Source organism: Paenibacillus woosongensis (genome assembly GCF_030122845.1).
GTDB lineage: Bacteria > Bacillota > Bacilli > Paenibacillales > Paenibacillaceae > Fontibacillus > Fontibacillus woosongensis_A.
Genome location: NZ_CP126084.1, coordinates 4,905,362 through 4,930,473 on the forward strand (window position 1 = coordinate 4,905,362; position 25,112 = coordinate 4,930,473).

Consider the following 25,112-nt stretch of genomic DNA (forward strand, 5'->3'; position numbering starts at 1 on the left):
CCCTTGCGGGCTTTTCCTATACACAAAAATAATTATCTAGTATCGCGTAATCTTATTGATTCGGCAAGCACTTCCGTTGACGCTTTACCTCGACAACAGTCGAGAAGAAAGTCGCCCCATTCCCCATATCGGCAAGGCGTTCAGGAGTAAGTGCATTCGCACGCTGGCGCTTGCCATCCTGCTCCCACCACAGCCCCTGGCTGACAACGGTGCCCGGCAGCATTTTATCCGTCACCGCCGCCGTAACTTCGAACTGCCCGCGATCATTCCATACGAGAACCGCGTCCCCGTCAGATATTCCCCGTGCCATCGCATCCTCCGGATGAATTTGCAGCGTCGGCTCCTTCTCCAGCGCTGCCAGCTTCTCCACATTGGCGAAGGTGGAGTTGAGAAAGCTGTGGTTCGGCGGCGAAATGAACATAAGCGGATAGCGGGAGCCTGTGCCCGGCCGCCGTTCGCCATCATAGCCTTCCACGAGCGGAACATAAGTGGGCAGCGGCGGAAGCCCGGCCTCGGCCATGCGCTGCGAATACAGTTCGATTTTGCCGGAAGGGGTTGGTGGCGCCGTGAAATAACGGCTCTGATATTCCATATCCAGCTTCAGGAAGCGGTGCTCCTTCAATCCATCCAGCGTAATATGCTCGATATGCGGATTTTCCGGGTGATCCAGAGCCTGGCGAATCATATCCTCTTCCGTATCCTGAAAGGCCTCCTCCGTGAACCCCATCGCCTGCGCAAGCAGCTTGAATACCTCCATATTGCTCTTGCTCTCGCCCTGCGGGGGAATGACCGGCTCCTGAAGCTGGATGTAGTGATGCCAGTAGGAGCGGTATACGTCCGTATTCTCGAAGGTTGATGTTGCCGGCAGGATAATATCCGCATATTTGGCCGTATCCGTCATGAACAGATCATGTACGACCGTGAACAAATCCTCGCGCAGCAAGCCTCGTTCCACCTTGTCTGTATCCGGGGCTACCACAGCCGGATTCGCGCAGTAGACGAACATTCCCCGGATCGGCGGATCCAGGGACAGCAGCGCCTCGCCGAGCTGGTTCATGCTAACGATCCGGGCATCGGGATTCCCCCGGAGGTCGGAACGCTCCAAAGCCGTTCCATTGAATTTGGAATAATCGCCGTTCGCTTTAATGGCGCCGCCTCCCTCGACGAGCCACTGCCCCGTCAGCGCTGGAAGGCAGACGATCGTCCGGATGTTCATGCCGCCGTTGTCGTGATGCTGCAGTCCGTTGCCGATTTGTATGAACGCCGGGGATGTTTCCCCGTACATCTTGGCTAGCTTGACGATATCATCCGCCGGAACCCCGGTAATGGCTGCCACCTTGTCCGGCGTATACTGCTTCACATGCTCGCGCAGCTCTTGATGGCCGATAGTATATTTCTCGAGGAACTCCTCGTTCACCAGGCCGCGGTCGAACAGGACATGCATCAAGCCGAGCGCCAGAGCCGCATCCGTTCCCGGATGGAGCGGAATGAACCAGTCAGCCCGATCGCCGGTCCGATTCCGGTGCACATCAATAACGACGAGCTTCGCCCCTTGCTTGCGCGCCTTTTCCATGATGGACCATGCGTGCATATTCGTGCTGATCGTGTTCTGTCCCCATACAATGAACAGCTTGGCCTTGGCGGTCTCCTCCGGACTCTTTCCCCCCATGAATCCCATCGTATACTTCCAGCCTACGCTGCCGGCTGCATTGCAAATTCCTTGATCCAGCCGGGTCGAGCCAATCCTGTGAAAGAAACGTCGGTCCATGCCATCCACGCTCAGCGCTCCCATATTGCCGTAGAAGCTGTAAGGCATAATGCTCTCTGAGCCGTAATCGCGAATCAATTCCGTAAATCGCCCGGTAATTTCGCCAATGGCTTCGTCCCAAGTTATCCGCTCGAATTTTCCTTCCCCCTTGGCTCCCGTCCGCCGCAGCGGGTAGAGAATGCGTTCCGGATGATATATACGCTCCGTCATGTTGCGGACTTTATTGCAGATGGCGCCTTGCGTGATCGGATGCGCGGGATTCCCCGTCACCTTTACGATTTTTCCGTCTTCTTTATGCAGTAACAGGCCGCAGGTATCCGGACAATCCAATGGACACACAGCCGGAAACACTCCATTCTCCTCTCGAACCATGTCAACACATCCCCTATTCTCATGTCTTCCTATTGTTATCATCTTAGAAAAAAGACGGACTGGTGTCTACTGGAACCTTAAATTAATCGGCTTGGCGATATGCCATAATACTTCTTGAACAGCTTAACGAAATAGCTCCTATTATCATATCCAAGCGCCAGCGCCACTTCTTCTACGGCTGCACTCGTATCGCTAAGCATCTCTCTGGCCCTCTCCATTTTCATCCGAGTCATATATTCAACAAAGGTCTCACCGGTTTCTTTTTTGAACAGCCGGCTGAAATAACTCGAGTTCAAGTAGAGGTGGTCAGCCACCTCCTCCAACGTAATCTTCCGCCGCAGATTCATTTGGATGTATTTTTGGGCTTCGATGATTTCTGTTTTTTTGCTTTGCTTGGAGATTTGATCCATGACGGAGACGGCTTCCATCAAAAATTGGGTCATCCAAGCCTTCAATTCGTGAATACTGCCGACCTGGTCTAGCATCAGTTGGTTTTTTTTATTTTTAAACTGGTGGCTGTATATTAATTTCAGTTGTATATCAAGCTCAAGTTTATACAAAAATTGCTTCACGTAGATCGGATGAAATTTCCGTTCGGCGATAAATTGGATAAATGCGTCAACCGTCGGTCCAACATCCGTATTTCCTTCCAAAACCAAAAGATTGATCTGCTCGGCCAGCACAGGGAAATAAGAGAGCAGCTCCTCTTGGCCTGCAAGCGGCATGATCCGATTTATTTTGCTTACTCCCGGTTCGGCGGAATAGAAAAAGGCGTTAGCCGACTGGAACAAATCCATCCACTGGCGTTTCATTTTATGACTATCGCTACCCAGCTCGCCTATGAGAAAAGAAACTTCAACCTTAAGAGTCCCGGCCAAACTTCTCTGCAATTTGCAGCAAAAACGTTCCGCTTCTGCGTAGGGGTTGATTTTAAGATCCGGCTCGCACGCATAGAGCAGGCAAAATTGCTTAGCCGAATAGGGAAAAAAAAGAATCCGCGATTCTTCTTGAAGCAACTCTTCCAACATATTCTCAATGACAAACTTTAAAACGTGTTCATTATTGTACCGGGATAAAGCATCCTGATAACTGTAAACACTGCCCACCATCGGCAGGAAGCGATTCAGGTTCGGAATCAATCCATAATCGGTCAATTTTGGGATCCCGTTTTCAGGGTCCGTCAACGGGGAGGTCAAAAAATCCCGGAGCCACTTTTCCTTTAGGCTGGATTTGCTTTGAACAGCTTGATACTGCAGCTTCTCCACCCTTTGCTGTAAGCGGGAGCTTTCAACAAGCTGACTGCGGATTCTCCCGAGAATTTCCTCCATGCCTTCCACATGGAGTGTTTCTTTTAAAATATACTCCTGTACCCCTAGCTGAACCGCTTGTTGAGCGAATCTGAATTCATCATGACAGGAGAGAATCAGAAAATGCGAATGCCCGCTAAGCTCTTTCAATTTTTTAATCAGCTCTAAGCCGCTCATTCCGGGCATCCCGATATCCGTAACCACCAGGTCCGGCATATTCCGTTCACTTAATTCCAGGGCTTGATATGCATCCGAACAGGCGCCTTCCAATTCAAAGCCATACTTCTCCCAAGGTATCATATTGCTTAGGAAAGTAAGCACGGCAACGTCATCATCGACAATAATCACTTTATACATGGACGTGTTTCTCCTTATTTTCTGTAAATGGTAATGTCAAAGTGATTTTTACACCCTCGCCGGAAGGGCTCTGCAGTTCCATGGAACAAGCTGTTCCGTAAATCATCTTGATCCGTTCATGGACATTGCGCAGGCCGATGCCTGAAATATGCTGATTATCCCGCGTTTCCCCCTCGATCTTCCCTTTGGAATGAAACAGATTCATCACATCTTCCAGCTGCTCCTCTGTCATTCCTTTCCCGTTATCCTGCACGCAAATAAACAGCTTAGTTTCGGTCTTCCAGGAGGAAATTGAAATTTCGCCACTCTTTTGCTCGAGTCCATGAATGTATGCGTTTTCAATGAGTGGCTGCAAAGTAAACCTCGGAATAGTTTCCAACAAGGTGTTGGAAGCGAGACTGATCTTGAGTTCCACCTTATCCATATGCCTGTAATTCATTAATTTCATATAATGCTCCACCGTTGCGACTTCCTCATGCAAGGGTATGAATTCATTATTCCGGTTAATCGTCATTCGGAGCAAAGTGGATAAAGACTCAATGATTTTAGCGATTTCGCCTTCACCCTTCATCATGACCTGAAGACGAATGGAGTTCAAAATGTTAAACAGGAAATGGGGATTAATCTGGGCCTGCAGCAATTCCAGCTCAGCGATCCGCTTCCGGTTTTGCTCCCATTCGATTTGGCGGACCATTTCCTCAATCCGATCCAGCATTCGGTCAAACGATACCCCCAATTGGCCGATTTCGTCCGTTCCTTCGACTTTGGAACGTACATTGAGGTCGCCTCCCTGTACTCTGCCCGAGGTTCTGGCCAATCGGATGATCGGATACGTAAATTGACGGAGCAAGTAGTACATGACGATAGAGAATATGATGACGAACAACATTTGCAGCAAAAACAAATAATTAATAAAACTGCCAATATTCCCCGTGACTTTCCGGGAGTCGATCAAGCTTTGCAGGCTCCAGCCCGCATAAGCAAGCGGATGGTCCACGGACAAATATTCCGTGCCGTTCCAATTCACCACAGCCTGGCCGCCGGCCGAATGGGCTTCGGGAGCAGGTCGTCCGAGCTGTTCCAGGTCCGTATGCGAAATGATTTTTCCTGCCGAATCTTTCAGCAAAATGGTTTGATCCGAGGCATATTTACTTAAGATTTGATGGAATTGCTCTTCAGGCTTGCTAATAATAATGTATGAGTTCGGACTGTGGGCATATAGCTGAAAGGTACGGGCCACGGTGATGACATTAGGATGTTTGCCGGCTTCCGACACGACATAGTTAGGCTGCGGCGCAATAAATCTCGTTGTATTTATCGGATCGTCCGCCATCTTCTGCAGCCAATCCGCATGATATATTGTAGAAAAATCTATATTATGCGTAGGATAATTCGTAAAATAGAGCCCGTTCGGCATAAGGATGGTCAAGTAGGTTTTATCCCGGATATAGGTAAAATCGCCGAGGTTTTCGGTTATTTTTCTAAAGGTGGAAAGGTCGATTGAATTATAGCCTTCTTCATTGTATTGCATCCACGCGGAACGCAATTGGGTGATGATTTCGCTGCTGTATTGGATCGAATTCGTGACGGAAATCATGTCACTGACTATATTGGCTATATATAAATCAGAGACTTCCAAGGATTGCTCGGCATTAAGGATCGCTTTTCGCTTGAACTCATCCTTGGTATGGATACCGGTGAGCGCCAGTGAGATGATGGACGGAAGCATTAGACATAAGAGCGAGGTATAAATAAGTTTGTGTCTCCAGCTTATCTTGATCCTGTTCATGGGGCCGGTTCCCTTCCTTTTATATAAAAATAGAGGGGATGCCTCAGGCGGCATCCTCCTTCTACTATAACGCAGCGATCATTTGTTTGCATCGATTATCTTCTGCAGGCTGGACTTAATCTTTCCAATCGTGGTATCGATATCCGCCTTGCCCAGCAAATATTGATCCACCTCAGAGATGTAAGCGTTCTCCAGATCGCCGGCATAAGGCACGACAACCGGAGGATTCGGGAGCTTCGTTACGGACAGAGTGTTCATCAGCGATTCTTTATCGATCTTGTCCGGAGATGGCGTCGAGGCAATAATGGCGTCAAGCTCTTTGCCTACATCCGCCTGCCTCCAGGCCGACAATTGTTTGGTCAGTGACATGCCTTCCGTCGAAAGGAACCGGATAAATTCATAGGACTCCTGTTTATGCTTGGAATGCGATGAAATAACCAGCGAATCAGCTCCGCCGTAAGAGTAAACTTCGTCACCCTTGTTGTTTGTAGGCCAAGGTGCAAAGGCAGTTACGAACGTGGCGGGAATCGTTTCCGTTCCTCCGGCTTCCGCAATCATCCACGGGCCTGTCGGCAGCATGCTGGCCTTGCCTTGGAAAAACTGATCGCGATAAGGTATTTTTTGCGTTATTACGTCCTGGTAAGGCGTTGCGGACTTATCTACTTTCTCCATATCGTATCGGAGCTCGAGAGACTTTTTCATTAACGGATTATCCGCGTCTACCGCCGTTCCCTCATCATTCAGAATGCCTTGATTGTCGGGAGCGCTGTATTTGTTCAGCAACAGATAGTCCTTCCAGGTATGGAAGTGAGCTCCGTAATGCTTGCTTGCGCCTTCGCCGCTAGTTAACCGTTTGGCATAGTCACGGAATTCATCCCAGGTCCAGCTCTCAGGAACAGACAGACCTGCCTCGGTTAACTGGTCTTTATTCAACAGGATTAGCCAAGGTCCGAATTTTCCCGGTAAGGAGTAACGTTTGCCATCTACTTTCATTTGTTCGGCTTTATACTCGTCCTCATAAACCAAGCCTTCCTTGGCGATGTAATCATCAAGCGGCTCCAGCATATCGTTGTTGGCCCGTTGGCTGAAATTAGGTGTGGAGTTAATCGAGAATACGTCAAATTCTTCACCTGAAGCGTACATGATATCCAATTTCTTTAATGTCTCGTTGGAGTCATTCTCAACCAATGGAACGTACTCAACAGTAATATGGGGATATTTCTGTTGGAAGGCATCGATCGCTGGCTGATAGACCTCAGGGCTCTCCCAGTTGATGAATTTGATCGTTACATGTTCCGCGGCAGTATTTCCAGCCCCCGAATCATTTGCAGGCGAAGCAGCATTCTGTTTCGGCTCGCTGCCGCAGCCGGACAGCAGGCTAGTCAGCAAAGCGGATAAAGCAACGAATAATGCCCACTTTTTTCTCAATTTAAACCCTCCTTTATTTTAAAAACACATCTGAATCGTACCATCAAAATTTTTATGGCCAAAGCTACAATTTTGACTCGTTTCGCATTATTTTTACCCTTTTACGCCACCAAGTGCGATGCCTTCAATGACCTGCTTCTGAGCAAGAATGAAGATGATGATCAGCGGAATAATCGCCGAAACTGCGCCAGCCATGGTCAAGGAATAGAACACTCCGCTTTCCGAAGCAAACTTCTGAATGGCCAGCTGAATCGTCTCCAGGTTACGGCTCCGGAGAAAGATCAGCGGATTGGCATAATCGTTCCAGGTCCATATAAATCGCAGAATGGCGTAAGTGACCAGTGCTGGACGAACCAGCGGCACGGCCACCCGCAGAAACAAGGTCGGTTGTCCGGCGCCGTCTATTCTGGCGGCATCAAGACAATCCTTCTGCAGCCCCATGAAAAATTGCCGCAGCATAAATGTGCCGAGCGCACTGAATGAACCGAGCAGGATTAAGCCCAGATGGCTATCGAACAGATGCAGCCATTTAAAGATCATGAATTGCGGGACCATAATCGAATAGTTAGGAATCATGAACGTCATGAGTACCAGGACGAACAAGAAATTTTTCCCCTTGAAATAAATCAGCCCAAAAGCATAGGCAGCCATGGAGGATACGGTAAGGGACAACAAAGTGGTCAACACGCTTACCTTAATTGTATTCCAATAATATAGATAAAAGGGAGTTTCCTCAAACCAGACTTTGCTGTAATTTTTGTAAACTTGCCAATGCCGGGGAATCCACTCAATCGGGTATTTAAATACATCGATTTCCGGTTTAAATGAAGCCGAGATCATCCATAGGAAAGGCAGCAAAAAAGCGATACCCAGAACGGTCATTAATAGCGTGAGGGCGATTTTCCCTAAATCAAGCGATTTTTTCATAGCAGCCTCCCGCATTAATAATTCACCCATTTGTTTTGACCGTACAGTTGAATCACCGTAATCAACATGACGCATCCAAACAAGAATAAGGCGATCGATGAAGCATAACCGGTTTTCAAATTTTCAAAGGCGGTTGTGTACAGGTAATAGGTGATGACTGAGGTCGAGTAAGATGGCCCCCCGCCTGTAAGAACTTTAATGATATCAAAGGATTTGAAGCTTGAAATCAGACCGGTGATAAGCAAAAAGAATGTCGTCGGCGAGACGAGCGGAAACGTAATCTTCCAGAACTTCGTTCTAAAGCCTGCCCCGTCGATTTCCGCCGATTCATACAGGTCTTTGGAAATCGATTGCAAGGCAGCCAGGTAAACGACGAGACTAAAGCCGATACCAACCCACACCATAATGATCATGACGGAAGGAAGCGCGTAGTGCAGATCGGCCAGCCACTTCGGCGGATCGGAGATTCCGACCGCCCGCAAGGTCTGGTTGACGGGCCCGTAGGACGGCTGGAACAACAATTGGAATACAATGGCCACAGCCACGATACTTGAAATATACGGCATGAAAAAAACAACCTTGAACACGCTTTTAAAATAAACGTATTTGTCGATGATGACGGCGAATACTAATCCGATCAATAGCTGTACAGGCACGGCCAGCAGCAGGATCAGATTGTTCTTGAAGGAAGTGAGGAAGACCGGGTCATCGAGCAGTTTCCCGAAGTTTTTCAAGCCAACGAACTTGATTTTATCGAGATGGGCAATAAAGCTCCATTCTGTAAAACTCAAAATAAAAGTAATGACGGTCGGAATGATGGTCAGAATCAGCAGTCCGATCAGCATTGGGGCAACGAAGACATAGCCGGCGAGATTTTCTTCTTTTTCGGTATTTATTTTTTTGCGTCTCGTTTTTGGGGTGGACATCGCGCTCACAGTTTACCCTCCTCTTCTTGCTGGTGTTGTATCATGGGTTAATATTTTTGTAAAAATCCTGCATCACATAGAACGCGGGTTTTTTATAGCTTTTGTCCGCATTCAATAGCCCTTTGGTATTGTAATAGTCTTGAGTAATCGGATGAAGCCTTCTCGGGCAGCGGAAGTCGTAAAGAATCCAGGGGCTGGTTCCCTTGATATAAGGAATTTGGCCAAGCACCTCTACCTGTTTTTTATAGATGTCCAACTGGCAATCCTCGGTTCCTTTATCATCGGCGGTACCCCGATGTCCGGCTTTGGCATCGGCGCCGAATTCGGTAATGAGAACGGGCTTTGCCGGCTTGCTGTTCTCAAACAGCTTGATCAGATTGGTGAAATCGGTCTGATACCATCCGTAATATTGATTGGCCCCAATAATGTCCAGATACTCGGCAAGGCGGTCGTCAATGACATGATTGACATGGTCCAGGAGGCATGCAGCGGACACTAGCCGGGTCGGATCCCACTTTTTCGCCGTCATGGCCAAGGAACTCATAAATTTCAGTCTCGCATCGGTATCGGCATTTTCGTTGCCCACGGACCAGATGATGACGCTGGCTCGGTTGCGGTCTCTTTTAATGAGCTCGATCAGCTGGTTTTCTGCGTCCTGATAGGTTGCTTCGTTATGGAATTGGATAGCCCAGTAGACGGGAATCTCCTCCCAGAGCATGATGCCCATTTCATCGGCGATTTTTGCCGCCTTTTCGGTATGGGGGTAATGAGCCAGCCTCATGTAGTTGCAGTTCATCTCTTTGGCTAATGTAAAATTCTCAATAATCTCTGCTTCCGTAACGGCTTTGCCGTTGAGCACACTTTCCTCATGAGCGCTGATGCCCTTCAGGAAGATTTTGCTGCCGTTTAACAAAATGTCCGTACCCTCTACGCGGATTTCACGGAATCCGATGTTCTCGCTAATCACGTCGTTTTCGAAAACCGCTTTGACCTTATACAGCTTCGGATGCTCAGGGCTCCATAATTCCGGTTTGGCGTCAATCACAGCAGATGCTCTGCCGTCCGATACTTCAAGCGGAAAAGTAATCCCCAGCTCTTCAATGGTTAGTTCCCCGAGGCCATTCCGGTTCGAACCCTCCACCTCTAGCTCGACCTTGATCTTCGAGAACCCGCTTCCGGGAACCAAGGTGATGGAGAAATTCTTAATGAACGTTTCCGGCAGCCGTATGATTTCTACATCCCGGTAAATGCCCCCGTAGTTGAACCAGTCCGTATTATCCGTAGGAACCTGGCTCGGTTTGCGCGTATTGTTTGCGACGGCTATGATCCGGTTATATTTCTTTAGAATGCCCGTCACTTCGACATAGAAGGGGGTGGAGCCTCCCTTATGGCAACCGAGATATTCCCGATTCAAAAAGATTTTCGCATCGTAATTGACTGCACCGAATTTGATGAACACCCGCTCCTCCCCTCTGTTGCCGTACTGGAATGTCCGGGTGTACACCACGCTTCCTTCATAGTAAAAATACTTCTCCCCCTGGGTATTCCAGCAGGATGGAACCGTCATGGTCTCCCACTCGTCGAAGCTGAAATCCATGGGATTGGTTCTGCCCTCGGAATCCTCGTAGCTTTCTTTATACCAATCGGCCCTGAGACAGGTATCGTATTGGTCAATTCCGAAATGCCAGTTCCCGTTTAAAGATTCCTTCTCTCTGCCATGGTCGTAAATCATGCTCTGATGAGTGATTCTCTTGGATAAATAACGATCCTCAAACGATTCATTGTGAAGCGCATCGACAAAATTCACAGCCGGGTTCATTCAGACATTCCTCCCTGTATATGCTCTGGAACTTATTTAATCACTTCAGAAATCCATCTCATAGCAACAGATTTGACTGATCTTGAAATTATTTGACTACAACGGTTTTCAGTTATAATGCCTAAAAAAATCAGCCTGTTGAATGATCAACAGGCTGATTCGCTTCTTAAGTTATTAAATTATACGTGCTTGCTTACGGGAACGGATGCAAGCTCAGACTTCTGCACAGCTGTAGTCTTTCTGTCCTTCAAATAAGCCGTCCAATAAGCCCCTGCGACAAACAGGGCGCCTCCGGTCAAATTGCCTAGCCAGACGGGCACGAAATTTCTAATATAATCCCCCCAAGAGAAATAACCCTCAAATATCGCCGCGGGAATAAGGAACATGTTCGCAACAACGTGCTGAAAGCCGATGGCAACAAAAGCCATCGTCGGGAACCAGATGCCGAGGATTTTGCCGCTTATATTATCGGCGCCATAGGAGAGCCACACGGCAAGAGCAACGAGCCAGTTGCAGCCAATCCCGGATACAAAAGCCTGCAGGAAGCTGTCATCCAGCTTATGCCCGGCCATCGCGATCAATTTATCAAGATAAGGACCACTGGCCGTCAGCCCGACGACATGCCCGAAGAAATAAGCTACAAAGACAGCGCCCAGGAAATTGGCAATCGTAATCAGCACGATATTCTTCAGCATTTCCAGCGTCGTGATGCGCCTGGCCATCCGCGCGAGCGGCACGGCCATCATGTTGCCCGTCAACAGCTCGCCGCCAGCAAGCAGGACGAGAATCAGGCCGATCGGAAACACAGCGGCACCGATAAAATTGACGATGCTTCCCCATTCCTGCGGCGCATTACTGATCACCCGTATATCGAGCAAAAATCCAAGCGCAATAAAAGCACCGCCGAGAAATCCTAATATCATCACAGTCAGCAGCGGATTGCGCGCCTTCTGGACTCCCGTATCCACGGTTATTTCCGCAATTTGCGGCGGTTTGTAATAAGCCATGGTTATCATCTCCTCTTGATCTGAGCCATAATCTATCTCTACTTTATCCTCATTGTATCGTGCCTTGGAGCGCCGGCAATGTAACATAAGTCACTTTGGATATGAAAGAAGCCACCGCTCAAGGGATGATCTCCTCTGGCGGTGGCCATAAGCTTGATTAGGATATGGCTACTTTCCCTGCGGCGGTTACACGTGGACGATTTCCGCTGTCTTTCCTTCAGGGAGTACCTGCAATCCGGCACTGTTCAAGAAATTCCATGGCTTGTTAAAATGCGGCTGGAAGAAGAAATCCACGAAGGCGAGCTCCTCCATCTTCATCTCGTTTTGGATGCAGACAGAAATCGTATTGATCGCTTGCGTCAAATCCACCTTCGACATGATTTGCGCGCCGAGAATGCGGTTTGTTCCTTGCTCGTATACGAGCTTCAGTGTAACCTTCTCATGGGTCGGCATGAATTCCGGACGGTAGCTGTCAGTCACCAGTACCGAGTCTGCTTCAAGCCCGGCTTCCCTGGCTGCCGACTCCGTCAGACCGGTTGCCGCAATGTTATTCTCGTAAATCTTGATGCCCGATGTCCCTTGAGTACCTAAATATTTCACCGTAGGCGATACCAGGTTGCGTGCGGCTAATGTCCCCATGCGAACGGCATTGGTGGCAAGTGGAATATATGCATGGCTCTTAAGCGGATTATAATATACGGCGCAGCTGTCGCCTGCCGCGAACACATCCCGTTTGCTCGTCTGCATGTACTCGTCGACGATGATCGCCCCGTTATCCAGCATATCGACCTGGCCCTTCAGCAGCTCCGTATTCGGCTTGAAGCCGATGCAGAGAATGACGACATCTGCGGCATACCGGCCATGATCGGTAATAACGACATTCACCTTGCCCTCTTCGCCTTCAAACCGCACGACCTTCTCCCCAAGCGCCAGGGCAATTCCGCGTTCGCGCAGGGTATCCTCGATGATGTCCGTGTATTCCGCATCAAGATATTTGCTCAAGATCCGCTCTTCTGCGTCAATCAGCGTCACGTTCTTGCCGTTCATTTGAAAGGCTTCGACCAGCTCAATGCCAATGTATCCTGCGCCGACGACGACAATATTTTGCGCTTCCTTCCCTTTTTCAATGATCAAATTGGCATGATTGAAGCTTTTGGACAGAATAATGTTGTCCAGCTCGATTCCTGGGAATCGGGGCACGACAGGCCACGATCCCGTCGTTACGATCAGCTTGTCGAAATGATCCGTAAATTCCTCCCCGGTCTGCAAATTCCGTGCCGTTAACTGCTTCCGGTCCGTGTCCACGGCGGTCACTTCGTGAAGCATTTTCGTCTTTACGCCAAGCTCCGCAAGCTGCCCGGGCGATGAATAGAACAACCCCTGGGGATCCTTCACCACGCCGCCGACATATAAAGCTATACCGCACGACAGGAATGAAATGTTGTCATTGCGCTCATATACGGTAATCTCCGCTTCTGGATATAATTTAGCTGTATTTACAATGGCTGCCGTCCCCGCATGCGTACATCCAATAACTGCTACTCTCATGATTTCTTCCTCCTTATGATGACCCGATGTTTTATATTGTTCAATAATCGGGATGTTTATTGTGAAATATATCACTTATAAAAATGAAATATTGTGAAAACATTCACCTTGTGACTCTTATTATAGTGTGATCTTTTTCACAATACAAGGGGTTATGATTATTTTTTTAGGGTAATGATAAATATCCCAGCAATTTAGGGATATTGCCAATATCATCTAGATACCGGAGGACTGCCCATGTATACCGTCTTTGTAGCGGGAGCGCACGGAAGAACAGGTCGTCACATCGTTAAAGCGCTTCGAAGAGAAAATTATGAAGTCAGGGGTCTGGTACGCAATGAATCTCAGCGGGATCACTTGCAGGAATGGGGGGCACAGCCGTATGTCGGTGATTTGAGAACCGTGTTCTCGGAAGGAATCGATGGGGCGGACGCCGTCATTTGCGCGGTTGGCGCGGGAGATAAGGGAGACCCGGAGGAAATTGACCATCTCGGAACCGTTCGATTGATCGAGCAATCCGCCTTGCTGGGCGTTAAGCGCTTCATTCTAATCAGCTCGATGGGAACGCTGGAGCCGGAACGCATGCCGAAAATTTTGAAGCCGTATTTATTAGCCAAACGCCGGGCCGAAAAAGTACTGGAGGAAAGCACGTTATGTCATACGATTATACGTCCGGGAGGTCTGACCGATGATTTGCCTCTAGGCAAAGTACAAAGTATCCATTCGCGATGGGTTCACACATTCCGGATTTATCTCTCGAAAAGACGTGGCCGAGGCGGCGGTTCTTGCCTTAAAGCTTCCTGAGACGGAGTATGCCGCCTTTAATTTGATTGCAGGGGAGACCCCGCTAGTCCAAGCTTTGCAGTCGCTAAAGTAATCGCTAATCACTCACAAAAGCCGCCCTGACCCGGGCGGCTTATTTCTTGCTGGACTCCATTTGTCTCTGCATTAGCTGGCTCCGCTTCTCTTCCCTCTGCTGCTTGGTCAGCTTAGGGCAAGTGTAACAATAGCCTAAATCAGTCTTCGTACGGTAAGCTAGGCAGCAGGTCGGTTTCAAAGGCATCATCTCGCCGGGCGAATAAGGATGATCTACCAGGATTTCCTTAACCGCAAACGGATTGCGCTTGACACCAAACCACTCCGCGGACATTTCCTTGACAGATTCATGATCCGCCCATAGCCGCTCACGCTGCTCCGCAGTGTCCAGCCTATTGGCTAATTGCTTGATATAATAAGCAATTCCGAGCGGCAGCTGTCCCCAGAGCTGCGTAACCGGCAGCTTGGACACGCCGGCTACCGTTTCCATCACCGGCCGCAAGGTTTCCTGGTAGAAGCTGCCCAGCCGCTGCTCCTGCCAGACGCTAGCTTCGCCTTCCGGCGATGCTGACTCCGTATCGTCCCGCAGCACGAAGAAGATCGTCGGAAATTGCTGAACCCGAACGATCTGCAGCGTCAAATTATCCAACCGAAAATTTAACTGCGAGCTCGTCAATGACGCCATATAATGCAGCGCTGTACAAAGGACCCGCCAGCTTGCCGCAAAATACGTCGCCGCAACCTGAATATCAAGCCCTTTAATCTCGGATTGGTACAGGGTCAAAAACTGCTCGATCTGCTGCCGATCCAGGAGCTCTTGTCCCTCAACCGTATAAATGGCCTGCTCTCTGAAGCTGCGTACCACGTGACAATGCTGTTCTAAGAATTGATAATCGATAGCCAACCGCTGCATATGATCCTCCTGCTTTTCTCTCTCCAAGCCTCTTGAATGCCCCGTTACTTAACGAAGTGCTGCCACCTTGTCGCTGGCACCTGTAAGCACACTGTTCTTCGGAAGCTGTCCCTTGCTCTCTGCTACGCGATACAGCTCATACGGAAGGCACAGCGGTACTCCGCTCCGCGGATCCGTCACAATATCCGCCTCAATGCCGAATACTTCACGCAGGACGGAAGAGGTGACCACTTCGGCCGGCGCTCCCTCGGCGATGGCTTGCCCCTTCTTAATGGCAATCATATGGTGAGCATACCTTGCGGCATGGTTCAAGTCATGCACGACCATAACGATGGTGCGGCTGGATTCCGCGTTCAACTGCTCCAGCAGCTGCAGCACCTCCAGCTGGTGCGCCATATCCAGGAAGGTCGTCGGCTCATCCAGAAATAGAATATCCGTCTCCTGTGCCAGCGCCATGGCGATCCAGGCCCGCTGCCGCTGTCCTCCGGACAACTGCTCAAGCGCCCGATCTGCAAACTCGTTCATGCCCGTAGCATCAATCGCCCAATCGACGATTTTCCGGTCCTCAGACTTCAGACTTCCGAACCCCTTCTGATGCGGAAAGCGGCCGTAAGATACAAGCTCATAGACCGTAAGCCCGTCGGGGGCCGTCGGATTCTGGGGCAGAATGGCCAGCTGCTTGGCCACTTCCCGGGTCGACTGCTTATGAATGGATTTCCCGTTCAACAGCACCGTTCCGGATTTAGGCTGCAGGATGCGGGCCATCGTTTTCAGTACTGTCGATTTCCCCGAACCGTTCGCCCCGACAAGGGCGGTTATTTTCCCTTTAGGAATGCTGATATTCAAGTCTTCTACAATGAGACGGTCTCCATAAGCGATATTTAAATGGGATGTATTCAATCCGATCATCATGATCTCCCTTTCCGCAATACGACATATTGATTATATGTGAACACAACGCGTCCATTATCTAACAAAAGATCCTCTGTTCTAAAGATACTGATAATCATTATCAGTTGTCAATAGAAAAAGGTGATTTCCATAAGGAAACCACCTTCACTTAAACTCATTTCATCTTACTGTGTTGTTCTAACAAGCCTGACCAGAATATGGGCCAAAGCATGGCGATGCTCCTGCTCCCCGGCTTTCCACAGCTCTTGCAGTAGCTTCTCTTCCCGATTGCGCGGCTCCTCGTTAGCGGCCAGGTAATCGCCGATCTTCTCCGCCGCCTTCGCCATCATCTCTTCGCTAAGCCCTATGCTCTGAGCTACCTCGATCCGCCCTCCCAAATAACGTTTAAAGGCATCGAAACTCTCGAGGATATCTTCCTTCCGTTCCCCATCCATACGCCTAAGCGCATCATTCACTTTATTCAGCGCCATCTCGCCTTCTTTGTTGACTACATGATTATGCTCGGACATGTCCCTACGCCTCCTTAAAGTTTAGTTGGAGTTCGTAACTACATAACCCGGCTGGCAGCGAGATGAATCATTCCGACTGGCAAAAGCTATGGAGTTCCGGATACCGGAACAGCATCATAATATTCTTCCAAGGTAATGTCCCGTTCAAAAATATCCGCGGCGATTTCCTTGCCGACATAGCGTAAATGCCAAGGCTCATACTTATAGCCTGTAATGGCCTCTTTCCCTTCAGGATAACGGATGATAAAGCCGTATTCCGCGGAATGCTGGGCAAGCCACTCGGCCTCCTTCGTTCCTCCAAAGCAATCCTCCGCAGCGCACTTCCCGTCGCTCCCCGAGACGTCGATCGCAAGCCCGGTCTCATGCTCGCTATGCCCTGGAACCGCGCTGTATGTCTTGGCCTTCTCTTCTCCGTCTCTTGCTACATAACGATTGAACAAAGACGTTTGCGTACTGTGAGACCGGTAGGCTGATACGCCAGCCAAATAAATGCCGTCCCGCTCGGCTCCGGCGAACATTTCCTCCAGCGCCTTGGCAGCTTCGCTGCGCATCATCCGCTTCTCAATCTTCTCCTTGAACGTAAACCGTACATCCGGATAGACCAAATCGGACGGCTCATAATCTTCAGGTAAAGCCAGCTCTTTATTAACAAGCACAGCAATGCTGTGAGGATCGGCGGCAGCCGCCTTGTCGACCGCTGAGGAGCCTTCCTGCGGATTGTTAGCCGCTGGCGCCTGCTCCGAGTCGGAAGCGGTTCCCTGACCAGAGCTTTCTCCAGCAGCATTGCCCTGCCCTTCGTTCCCATTTGACGGGTTAGCACCCGGTTGGGACACTGCGGCCGAATTATCCGGCTGCGGTGGCGTATCCTCCTTACCGCAAGCCGTTATGGCGATTGCAGCCAGTATGCAAATCAACAAGATCGATAAGATCCTTCTCTCTTTCACTTTGCCCTCTCCCCCTAACCTCTTCCCCTCAAGGACGAGGCATTATTTCTATGTTTAAAACGTATTTTAGCCACACTTTGTTGCGTTTCAACATCAAGCCGACTGTATTTACCGCCCCCGGCGCCCTCCCCGTTCCGATCTGCCGCGCCGGCCGCCGCTGTCGCTGCGGGAGGCGTGTCCGCTTCTCGTATTAGATGGCTTAGCGCCCCTAGCCTGGGTGGACCGGGTGGATTGACGTTCACGGCTGCCCTTCCCGCTGCCTTGGCCGCGGCGCCCTTCGCCTGCTCTTCCGCCTGCCGGCTTCCTGCCTTCAGGCCGTCTTCCTTTTCCGGCGGAATCCTTGGATTCCCGACTGCCTGCCGTATCCCGGCTCACAGAAGCTGCTGTTTCGCTCTTCTCCTGACGGCGCCGTTCCAGCTTCATCCCTATGCCCCGTTCAATATGGCGCAGTGCATCGATATCTCGCGGAGAAGCAAAGGTTATCGCCACCCCTTTCCCGCCAGCCCGGCCCGTACGGCCGATCCGGTGGATGTAGCTGTCCACATCCTGCGGAATATCATAATTAAACACATGGGTTACGCCTTCAACATCGATGCCTCTGGCCGCTACATCGGTAGCAACGAGCAGCTCCAGTTTCGCATCGCGGAATGCGCGCATCACCTGCTCCCGTTTGGATTGGGATAAATCCCCGTGCAGCTCGTCGGAGGCAAACCCGGCCTCCTGCAAAGCTTCGTTCAGCTTGCTCGCACGCCGCTTCGTCCGGCAGAAGATGACCGCCAGATAAGGGCGATGGGTGCGGATGAGCTCGATCAAAGCCCCCTGCTTGCCACGGTCCGTGCATTCCACGAGAATTTGGCGGATACTGTCCAGCGTGACACGGGAGGTCTCTGCGATGCGGATATCCCGCGGCCGGTCCATGTATGACCGGGCAAGCCGCTTGACATTGTCCGGCATCGTCGCGGAAAACAGCATGGTCTGGCGGTTTTTCGGTACCATATGAATAATCGCCTCTACTTCGGCCAGGAAGCCCATATGCAGCATCTGGTCCGCTTCATCGAGCACGAGCATGCGTACAGCACCCAGCGTCAGCGAACCGCGGCGCAAATGATCCAGCAATCGGCCCGGTGTACCGATGACCAGTTGGGTGCCATTGTGCAATTTGCGAAGCTGCCGCTCCACATCTTGTCCTCCATACGCAGCGAGAATCGATATCCCCTCGCGGGCAGCAGCCAGCTTGCGCGCCTCCGCCGTAATTTGAATGGCCAATTCCCGGGTTGGCGTGATGATCAGCGCCTGTGGGTCAGGGCGATCCGCCTTCAGCTTGTCCATGATCGGCAGCAGGAATGCCAGCGTCTTCCCTGTTCCCGTCTGGGCCTGGACAATCGCGTCCTCCCCTGCCAGCAGGACAGGAATAGCCTCCTCCTGTACTGGTGTCGGAGTGCTGATGCCATGATGTTGTAGCGTTCGAATAAGCTCAGGCGAAATGCCCCATTGATCGAAAGTCGTCAAATATATCCACCTCGTTATTTAGTATCCTGCTTTGTTTCAGGTTTTCCCTGCTTTAAAAAAGGCCGAACCCGCATCCAATCAGCGTTCCGGCCTTTTGTAGAAGGTTGTTTTGGTTCCGTGATTCAACGCGGTATAAAGCCGCGCTTCAAATCCGCTTAGCCCGGCGACCTTGCCGCCCACTTCGCTGCCTGCAGCACGAGCTTGCGATACTCTGGATGCTGGAACACAGCCTGATCGCGTCCTGGAAGAAGATAGACTACACGGCCAAGCCCATAGCTATGCGCCCAAGCCGCCGGGTGCCATTCTCCATCCATCTCGTATTCCAGCAAAATCGTCGTTTCGCAAAACGGATCAAACTCAAACCGGTATGGCTCGTCCTCGATTTCAAAGGGCGAAATGTCAAGCATGATGTCATGATCCGGCGCTGTCACGCGCATCTGCAATTTCTGCAAGGAAGGATGCGATACGTTGCGGGCGCCAATGAGCTGGGCAATCTCGTATTTCTTTTGCAAAACAATGCCGTTATGAAGAACTAACAGTCCGCGCCCGCCGCTAATGCAGGACAGAAGACCTGAGGTCTGCTTGGAGGACAGCTTCTCCCTCCAACTGTCGTGATAGGAAATGCAGAGGTCGAACGACTGCAAATTGCTTTCCTCAAGCATATGGTTGTTCTCTGTACATTGTACTGAAAAGCTGTCATTCAAAATATGGGTTATTTCCCGATCAACCCCTTGCAGGGGATAAAATTTAGGATGAGTATAATCACCAATCAGCAGCGCTCTTTTCTTGTTCATGAATTGCTCCTCCTGTCCGTAAAGTCCCCATCCCCGGCAGGGCAGGGCTTATTTGCCAGCCAGCAGGGGATCGCTTTCGCCGGCGAAATAACGCGCTAGTTCAACAATCATGCTCCCCATTCGTTCTTCCTTCGGAGCGACTACGCGAGGAATTCCCGCTTCATACAGTCCCTGAGCGGTTACTTTACCTACGGCAACGGCGATTACCGGCCCGCGCAGCGCAGAGATCAGCTCGTCGAAGCGGCCTTGCTTCTCCGCATATTCCAGCAGAAACCTTACCTGCGGACTGCTTGTAAAGGATACGGCATCAACTTTCCCCTCCACAATATCCAGCAATAGGCGGTTTAAGTCCTCCTCCGGGGGCGCAATATGACGATAAGGCAATATTTCCGTGCAGACCGCCCCCTGTTGCTCAAGCCATTCCACCAGCTTTGGCGCACGGTCGCCGTATAACTGCAGCAATACCGTAGCACCCTTCAATTCATATGCGGCCAGCTCGCGGATCAGTCCATCCGTGCTGCCGTCATCGTCGCGGACATGAGGCGTCAACTGGCGCTTCTTCAAAACATTCACCGTCTTATACCCCCGCGCGGCGATGCGCGAATTAGAGAGATTGGCCAGCAACACCTCCAGCAGCCCCATCTCCTCGGCCATCTCGAACAGAGCATTAAGCCCAATTCCCGTGGTAAAAATAGACCAGTCCGGAGGTTGGCTCACCCACGTCCGTATCCCCTGCCGCAGCTTCTCGTCTTCCAAAAACACAGTCCCCTGTGCTGGCCGGTAGAGCGGAATTCCGCCCATATTCTCGATCAGCTTGCCCAGCTCCTCGGCACGGCGAGGCCCGGTCAGCGCAATTCGCTTGCCTTCTAATCTTCTAGCCACTTCTCTACCCCCGTATTCAGCTATCATTGCCAGCAGCTTCGTTTAACATAAGCTTAAACGACACAGGGGGTTAAGTAAATCGTTCTATTGCATCTTTCTCGTTAGAATGAATTCCGGCTGTTGCATTTATGCATCCAACTTTAGAATCAGGAACATCTAGAAAAAATCCCGCTTTAAACTCGAAAATGCCGCCCCGCCATCGTTTAACCGACGGCGAGACGGCATTCCATTGTCTTAGCAGGCCTAATTCCATTTAGGATTTTCGCAATCTGAACTTACCCGACATCTCTTCCAGCTGCCCCGCAATCGAGGACAACTGGGTCGTAGAAGACGCGATTTCCTGAATCGAAGCGAGCTGCTCCTCGGCGGCTGCGGAAATCGCCCCGACATTGTCCGCACCTTCTTCCGTAATGTTGCGGATTTCGGAGATAATCTGCGACACTTTCCCGGCCCCCTGCGTTAATTCCCGGGCCGAGCCGGACACCTCTTCGATTTTGGCTGCTGCTCCGCGTACGGCTCTGCGGATGCGCGAGAAGCTGCGGCCGGATATATCGACGGCAACAATGCCTTCCTCTACGCCCTTCTTCGCATTCTCCATCGATTCCAGCGCCCGCTGTACTTCCGTTTGAACACCGTCAATAAGCTCCTCAATCTGATGGGCGTAGCTCTCAGAGCCTTCGGCAAGCTTCCGGACTTCCGATGCGACAACGGCAAACCCGCGCCCTTCCTCCCCGGCTCTTGCTGCTTCAATCGATGCGTTCAAGGCAAGCAGATTGGTCTGCTGGGCGATTCCTGTAATGACACCGACAATCCCGCCGATATTCTCGGTATGCTCGTTCAAGGTTTGAATGACCCCGCCGAGCTCATCGACCGTTTGATGAATATACTCGATTTTTTCAACGACGCTGAGAACAGACGTATTTCCTTCTTCAGCCACGGCTGTAGTCTGCTCCATCGTCTCGCTGACCTCTTGAATATGGCCCGATATCGCCGCGGCTTGCCGTGAAATATCCTCGACACCTTCTACCCCGCGAATCATATTATGCGTTTGGCGTTCACTGCCAGAAGCCACTTCCTGTATAGCCTGAGTTACATGCTCGATCGCTCGGGTCGTCTGGTCTGCGCTTGCCGACAGCTGGTTCGCCGATAAGCTGACCTGATTGGACGCTTGCTGCATCTCCGTCAGCATAACATTCCATTGATCGACCGCTTCCTGCAGCCGCTTGGCCACTATGCCGATCTCATCATTACGCTCGGCTCCGCTGACCCGCTCCGACAAATCGCCTCCGCTAATTTTCTGAATAGATGCACTTAAGCGTTGAAGCGGGCCTGTTATGCTTCGAATCAATAACGCAGACACCAACAAAGCAAACACAACAGACACTACAGCCACGATCCATTTCATGGACTCATCCAGCAGCAGCAGTAACACCACAGGAACGGCGGCAATCAATAGACTAGCCATAAATAATGAAAACGTTACGCGCCTTTTCATTCAATTCAGTTCCTTTCCTTCATAGATTTGAACCTAACTTTTGACCCTAACCTGTTTTGCTTGTATATGTAATATTTATATTGTTATATTCGACATAAATCGCATATTTTCCTTTTTCGACAACGACGCATAAAACCGCTCGGCCGATAAGCGAGCGGTTTGCATAATTTTAATAGTATGAGCACTATTCGTTTGTAGTCGGCTCCTTTAATCCGCCAAACGGTATCCGACCCCTCGGACAGTCGCGATATAAGTCGGATTCGCGGCCCTGTCGCCGAGCTTCTTGCGCAGGCTCTTGATGTGCACGTCCACTACGTTGCTCCCGCCCATAAAGGAGGTCTCCCATACGTCAGCAAGCAGCTCTTCCCGGGACAGGACGCTCCCTTCATGATCCAGCAATTTAATCAGCAGCTCGTATTCCGTCTTGGTCAGCTCGATAGCTATGCCGGACCGGTACACCTGCATCTTCTTGCGGTCGATCCAAAGATCTTTATAAGTTGACGTTCCCCCGGCTGGTAAAGCACCGGAAGCTGGACGATGATTGCTTGTGCGGATAATCCGCTGAACATGGTACAGTATCTCATGCGGCGAGGAAGGCCAGACGAGGAGCTCGAGGTGCATTAAGCTCGGGTCCATTTGCGATAGCATCGCCTCGTTCACCAGCAGCAGGGAAGGGACATCTTCGAGATCCTGCAGCATTCGCTTGGTAAGCATCGAAACCTCTTCACTGCCCCGATAAGCCGTCAAGTCAAAGATAACAAGATCGGCAGCCAGAGCATTGCGGAGGCCCTGCTCCAAATGATGAAATACAAGGACATCGAAGCAGCCTACCGACAGATCCCTTACAAGCTCATAAATTTCGCTGGGAAATGGGCTGACGAGGATAACGCGCTGCGTCACCGGACATGCTTGAGGATAATCATTACCGAACAGCTGCTCATTGTATCCAAGCCCTTGCTCTGGGCGCCTAAACGGAGTAACCGATCCGCTCTGTACTCTTTTCTTTACTTCTTCTGCCTGCATTCTGGGCACACCCCCCCAAATACAACATGGGCATGATGCACGTCATATCCGGTCTCCTTGGCTACATCAGCGCTCCAGTCCTCCGGAACCTTCGACATGACTTCATCCACTCTGCCGCACACCTCGCACAGAATATGCTGGTGATCATCCAGCTTGGCGTCATAACGGCTTGCGGCCTCGCCCAGCTTCAATTCACGGATCAGCTCTTTGTCGGTTAAGTATCTGAGCGAATTATATACCGTGCCGTATGCAAAATTATAACCCTGTTCGACAAGACGGTTCATTACTTCCGCCGCAGTCGGGTGGTCATTCGCATTGCGGACGACATCGTAAACTGCTTTGCGCTGCGTCGTTAAATTTAGTGATTTCATATATAGAATCATTCCTTATGATTTGTTTTTAGAATTAGTATAAGTCTTATTATACAATTCGTCAAGCTGGTCTGTCCCTGCTCCGGCTCACCCCCCGGAAAAATTCAATTTCTGCATGGGAACAGCCGGTCCATTCACATAATAAGACTATAATTCTGACCAAAAGGATGGATACCGATGTTCGTGAAAAAATATGCGATTACCATTTTGTTTACCTTGTTATGCGCTGCATTTAGCATGTGGGTTGATATCCGAACCGGCTTTCCATGGAACACCATTTTTATAAACACGAGCCATTCCTTCTTCACGGGTGCAGAAAAATGGGCTGCTAGTGCTATGCTCCTGCTTCTCGTTGTACCCGACATGTTCCGTGCTATGTATGCGAAAAAGAAAAATCCGGCCGGCAAGTCAACTTCCACCACCGCCAACCCCTCCGCCGCTTCCGGGGCCGCTTCGGGGAACTTCGTATCCGGCTCCGGAACCGCCTTCAGTTCCGGTATGGGCAGTCCCAGCGGCACTAGTGCCGGCTCCGCCCATTATCCCGTCCCCGGCTCCTGTCCCGAATCCCCCGCCGGTTCCGGTTCCGGCTCCGGGTCTTGAACGGAAAATAAACTTGCGAATTACAGCTGCAATCAGAAGGATTAACGGGAGCACAATGAAAAATATCGGATCGACCAGATACAGCATTTTTCCCCCTTTCGTTAAATGCTCGCTATATGAACGGGTTTCAAAAGCCGTCAGCGCCAAAATGATGAGAGTAAGCGGGTAAATTAATTTCTGGTACGGGATATTGAAAATATTCGATATCCCTATGACCGCTGCAAAGAAGTAAATGCAAATTTTGAAGTAGATGCCAATAATAAACGCCATAACGACAAAGATATCTGGCCGCTGAATGAAGTCGGAGATTGAAGCCTTCCCGACCATAATCAACATGGGAAAATAAGATCGCTCGGCAAGATCAGCCCCCAGCACGGCTACTGTCGTCGCCACGGCTAAACTAAGTATAAGGCCGGTAAATAAAAGGGCTAAATAACCGGCTTTAACCCCCTTTTTGGGATGATTCAGGAACGGCAGCAGCATGTTGAACGCAATGACCTCTGCAAATGGGAACTGATAATTTGTTCTGGACACCGCTCGGAGCAGCGGACCTATGCCGCCGCCCAGCACAGGCAACAGCCGATTAATATCGACAATGTGCGCGAAAGCAATGAGAAGCAGGTTTAGCGCACCGATCATCATCATGACTGTCAATAGGATCAGAGCCGTTCGGGCGAGCACCTCCAGCCCTTTATGTATCGTATAAGCAACAGTAATCATCATGAGCATATTAACAATAAAAACGGGAGTTTCCCGCAGCGTCGTGGCAATGACCAGCAACCCGCCGTCCATTAAATCCCTTGATGCCTTATACAAGAAAAATACCATATAGCTGATTCCAGCCAAGGTTCCCAGGTATTTACCAAGCAGCAGTTTATCATATTCCGTAGGCAGCATATTGGGGAACCACAGGTACAGCATCGAATAGCCGGCATACAGCAAAATTCCGATGACCATCCCGAGCAGAACGGCCAGCCACTCGTCCTTGCCGGCTTCCATTCCCAAATTGACGACAAGTCCCGTACCCAGCTCAAACAAGACTATTAACGAAAATATTTGCAAAGGAGTGATTTTGATTTTCTCCACTTCGCTATGC

Annotated in this window: 21 protein-coding genes and 1 pseudogene; 2 read left to right on the plus strand and 20 right to left on the minus strand. The window is 50.3% G+C overall.

What is annotated here, in order from left to right; all coding sequences use genetic code 11:
• Nucleotides 1-52 precede the first annotated feature (52 nt).
• From QNH46_RS22605 to QNH46_RS22645, 9 genes are all read right to left on the minus strand, one after another.
• Nucleotides 53-2,140 carry a molybdopterin-containing oxidoreductase family protein gene (locus QNH46_RS22605; RefSeq protein WP_283926119.1) on the minus strand — a complete coding sequence of 696 codons (2,088 nt, stop codon included), beginning with the start codon at nucleotides 2,138-2,140 and terminating at the stop codon, nucleotides 53-55.
• Nucleotides 2,141-2,217: 77 nt separating this feature from the next.
• Nucleotides 2,218-3,804 carry an AraC family transcriptional regulator gene (locus QNH46_RS22610; protein WP_283926120.1) on the minus strand — a complete coding sequence of 529 codons (1,587 nt, stop codon included), beginning with the start codon at nucleotides 3,802-3,804 and terminating at the stop codon, nucleotides 2,218-2,220.
• A complete protein-coding gene (locus QNH46_RS22615) occupies nucleotides 3,797-5,593 on the minus strand; it encodes a sensor histidine kinase (RefSeq protein ID WP_283926121.1) in 1,797 nt (598 codons plus the stop codon). The genes QNH46_RS22610 and QNH46_RS22615 overlap by 8 nt, the downstream gene beginning before the upstream one ends.
• 78 nt (nucleotides 5,594-5,671) lie before the next feature.
• Nucleotides 5,672-7,021, minus strand: coding sequence for an ABC transporter substrate-binding protein (locus QNH46_RS22620; protein ID WP_283926122.1), 1,350 nt, complete (start codon nucleotides 7,019-7,021; stop codon nucleotides 5,672-5,674).
• A gap of 93 nt (nucleotides 7,022-7,114) precedes the next feature.
• Complete coding sequence (locus QNH46_RS22625) at nucleotides 7,115-7,948, minus strand: carbohydrate ABC transporter permease (protein ID WP_283926123.1); 834 nt, start codon at nucleotides 7,946-7,948, stop codon at nucleotides 7,115-7,117.
• A 14-nt stretch (nucleotides 7,949-7,962) separates the two neighbouring features.
• Nucleotides 7,963-8,874 (minus strand): carbohydrate ABC transporter permease, encoded by a 912-nt coding sequence (locus QNH46_RS22630; RefSeq protein WP_283928528.1) that lies wholly within the window; start codon nucleotides 8,872-8,874, stop codon nucleotides 7,963-7,965.
• A gap of 40 nt (nucleotides 8,875-8,914) precedes the next feature.
• The gene (locus QNH46_RS22635) at nucleotides 8,915-10,693 is read right to left on the minus strand and encodes a glycoside hydrolase family 2 protein (protein ID WP_283926124.1); all 1,779 of its coding nucleotides are present in this window, start codon (nucleotides 10,691-10,693) and stop codon (nucleotides 8,915-8,917) included.
• A 179-nt stretch (nucleotides 10,694-10,872) separates the two neighbouring features.
• Complete coding sequence (locus QNH46_RS22640; RefSeq protein WP_283926125.1) at nucleotides 10,873-11,700, minus strand: formate/nitrite transporter family protein; 828 nt, start codon at nucleotides 11,698-11,700, stop codon at nucleotides 10,873-10,875.
• A 186-nt stretch (nucleotides 11,701-11,886) separates the two neighbouring features.
• Complete coding sequence (locus QNH46_RS22645) at nucleotides 11,887-13,248, minus strand: FAD-dependent oxidoreductase (protein WP_283926126.1); 1,362 nt, start codon at nucleotides 13,246-13,248, stop codon at nucleotides 11,887-11,889.
• 237 nt (nucleotides 13,249-13,485) lie between these two features.
• Here QNH46_RS22645 and QNH46_RS22650 point away from each other — a divergent pair, with 237 nt between their 5' ends.
• Nucleotides 13,486-14,052 (plus strand): SDR family oxidoreductase, encoded by a 567-nt coding sequence (locus tag QNH46_RS22650; protein WP_283926127.1) that lies wholly within the window; start codon nucleotides 13,486-13,488, stop codon nucleotides 14,050-14,052.
• A 112-nt stretch (nucleotides 14,053-14,164) separates the two neighbouring features.
• On the opposite strand, the gene QNH46_RS22655 is transcribed toward QNH46_RS22650, so the two are convergent.
• The 10 genes from QNH46_RS22655 to QNH46_RS22700 form a co-directional block, all read right to left on the minus strand.
• Nucleotides 14,165-14,977, minus strand: a complete 813-nt coding sequence (locus QNH46_RS22655; protein WP_283926128.1) for a hypothetical protein — start codon at nucleotides 14,975-14,977, stop codon at nucleotides 14,165-14,167.
• Nucleotides 14,978-15,025: 48 nt separating this feature from the next.
• Nucleotides 15,026-15,886 (minus strand): ABC transporter ATP-binding protein, encoded by an 861-nt coding sequence (locus QNH46_RS22660; RefSeq protein WP_213591820.1) that lies wholly within the window; start codon nucleotides 15,884-15,886, stop codon nucleotides 15,026-15,028.
• A 167-nt stretch (nucleotides 15,887-16,053) separates the two neighbouring features.
• Complete coding sequence (locus QNH46_RS22665) at nucleotides 16,054-16,398, minus strand: DUF3243 domain-containing protein (protein WP_283926129.1); 345 nt, start codon at nucleotides 16,396-16,398, stop codon at nucleotides 16,054-16,056.
• Between the two features lie 86 nt (nucleotides 16,399-16,484).
• Nucleotides 16,485-17,342, minus strand: a complete 858-nt coding sequence (locus QNH46_RS22670; RefSeq protein ID WP_283926130.1) for a D-alanyl-D-alanine carboxypeptidase family protein — start codon at nucleotides 17,340-17,342, stop codon at nucleotides 16,485-16,487.
• A gap of 108 nt (nucleotides 17,343-17,450) precedes the next feature.
• A complete protein-coding gene (locus QNH46_RS22675) occupies nucleotides 17,451-18,851 on the minus strand; it encodes a DEAD/DEAH box helicase (RefSeq protein WP_283926131.1) in 1,401 nt (466 codons plus the stop codon).
• A gap of 155 nt (nucleotides 18,852-19,006) precedes the next feature.
• On the minus strand, nucleotides 19,007-19,645 hold the full coding sequence (locus QNH46_RS22680; protein ID WP_213591150.1) for a ThuA domain-containing protein: 639 nt from the start codon (nucleotides 19,643-19,645) through the stop codon (nucleotides 19,007-19,009).
• 48 nt (nucleotides 19,646-19,693) lie between these two features.
• The gene (locus QNH46_RS22685; protein ID WP_283926132.1) at nucleotides 19,694-20,527 is read right to left on the minus strand and encodes a uroporphyrinogen-III synthase; all 834 of its coding nucleotides are present in this window, start codon (nucleotides 20,525-20,527) and stop codon (nucleotides 19,694-19,696) included.
• A 253-nt stretch (nucleotides 20,528-20,780) separates the two neighbouring features.
• The gene (locus QNH46_RS22690; protein WP_283926133.1) at nucleotides 20,781-21,992 is read right to left on the minus strand and encodes a methyl-accepting chemotaxis protein; all 1,212 of its coding nucleotides are present in this window, start codon (nucleotides 21,990-21,992) and stop codon (nucleotides 20,781-20,783) included.
• Nucleotides 21,993-22,229: 237 nt separating this feature from the next.
• Complete coding sequence (locus tag QNH46_RS22695; RefSeq protein ID WP_283926134.1) at nucleotides 22,230-23,045, minus strand: winged helix family transcriptional regulator; 816 nt, start codon at nucleotides 23,043-23,045, stop codon at nucleotides 22,230-22,232.
• Nucleotides 23,027-23,416, minus strand: coding sequence for a Fur family transcriptional regulator (locus tag QNH46_RS22700; RefSeq protein ID WP_213591158.1), 390 nt, complete (start codon nucleotides 23,414-23,416; stop codon nucleotides 23,027-23,029). Before QNH46_RS22700 ends, QNH46_RS22695 begins: the two co-directional genes overlap by 19 nt.
• A gap of 237 nt (nucleotides 23,417-23,653) precedes the next feature.
• Here QNH46_RS22700 and QNH46_RS24690 point away from each other — a divergent pair.
• Nucleotides 23,654-23,722 (plus strand): annotated as a pseudogene (locus QNH46_RS24690) (hypothetical protein); the annotation flags it as partial.
• Nucleotides 23,723-23,824: 102 nt separating this feature from the next.
• Here the strand turns inward: QNH46_RS24690 and QNH46_RS22705 are convergent.
• Nucleotides 23,825-25,102 carry a GerAB/ArcD/ProY family transporter gene (locus QNH46_RS22705; protein ID WP_283926135.1) on the minus strand — a complete coding sequence of 426 codons (1,278 nt, stop codon included), beginning with the start codon at nucleotides 25,100-25,102 and terminating at the stop codon, nucleotides 23,825-23,827.
• Nucleotides 25,103-25,112 lie beyond the last annotated feature (10 nt).

Excerpts from the sequence above, each read along its gene's own strand:
- QNH46_RS22605 (WP_283926119.1), bottom strand. The coding sequence starts at position 2,140 with ATGGTTCGAGAGGAGAATGGAGTGTTTCCGGCTGTGTGTCCATTGGAT.
- QNH46_RS22610 (WP_283926120.1), bottom strand. The coding sequence starts at position 3,804 with ATGTATAAAGTGATTATTGTCGATGATGACGTTGCCGTGCTTACTTTC.
- QNH46_RS22615 (WP_283926121.1), bottom strand. The coding sequence starts at position 5,593 with ATGAACAGGATCAAGATAAGCTGGAGACACAAACTTATTTATACCTCG.
- QNH46_RS22625 (WP_283926123.1), bottom strand. The coding sequence starts at position 7,948 with ATGAAAAAATCGCTTGATTTAGGGAAAATCGCCCTCACGCTATTAATG.
- QNH46_RS22630 (WP_283928528.1), bottom strand. The coding sequence starts at position 8,874 with ATGTCCACCCCAAAAACGAGACGCAAAAAAATAAATACCGAAAAAGAA.
- QNH46_RS22635 (WP_283926124.1), bottom strand. The coding sequence starts at position 10,693 with ATGAACCCGGCTGTGAATTTTGTCGATGCGCTTCACAATGAATCGTTT.
- QNH46_RS22640 (WP_283926125.1), bottom strand. The coding sequence starts at position 11,700 with ATGGCTTATTACAAACCGCCGCAAATTGCGGAAATAACCGTGGATACG.
- QNH46_RS22645 (WP_283926126.1), bottom strand. The coding sequence starts at position 13,248 with ATGAGAGTAGCAGTTATTGGATGTACGCATGCGGGGACGGCAGCCATT.
- QNH46_RS22650 (WP_283926127.1), top strand. The coding sequence starts at position 13,486 with ATGTATACCGTCTTTGTAGCGGGAGCGCACGGAAGAACAGGTCGTCAC.
- QNH46_RS22655 (WP_283926128.1), bottom strand. The coding sequence starts at position 14,977 with ATGCAGCGGTTGGCTATCGATTATCAATTCTTAGAACAGCATTGTCAC.
- QNH46_RS22660 (WP_213591820.1), bottom strand. The coding sequence starts at position 15,886 with ATGATCGGATTGAATACATCCCATTTAAATATCGCTTATGGAGACCGT.
- QNH46_RS22665 (WP_283926129.1), bottom strand. The coding sequence starts at position 16,398 with ATGTCCGAGCATAATCATGTAGTCAACAAAGAAGGCGAGATGGCGCTG.
- QNH46_RS22680 (WP_213591150.1), bottom strand. The coding sequence starts at position 19,645 with ATGAACAAGAAAAGAGCGCTGCTGATTGGTGATTATACTCATCCTAAA.
- QNH46_RS22690 (WP_283926133.1), bottom strand. The coding sequence starts at position 21,992 with ATGGCTAGTCTATTGATTGCCGCCGTTCCTGTGGTGTTACTGCTGCTG.
- QNH46_RS22695 (WP_283926134.1), bottom strand. The coding sequence starts at position 23,045 with ATGCAGGCAGAAGAAGTAAAGAAAAGAGTACAGAGCGGATCGGTTACT.
- QNH46_RS22700 (WP_213591158.1), bottom strand. The coding sequence starts at position 23,416 with ATGAAATCACTAAATTTAACGACGCAGCGCAAAGCAGTTTACGATGTC.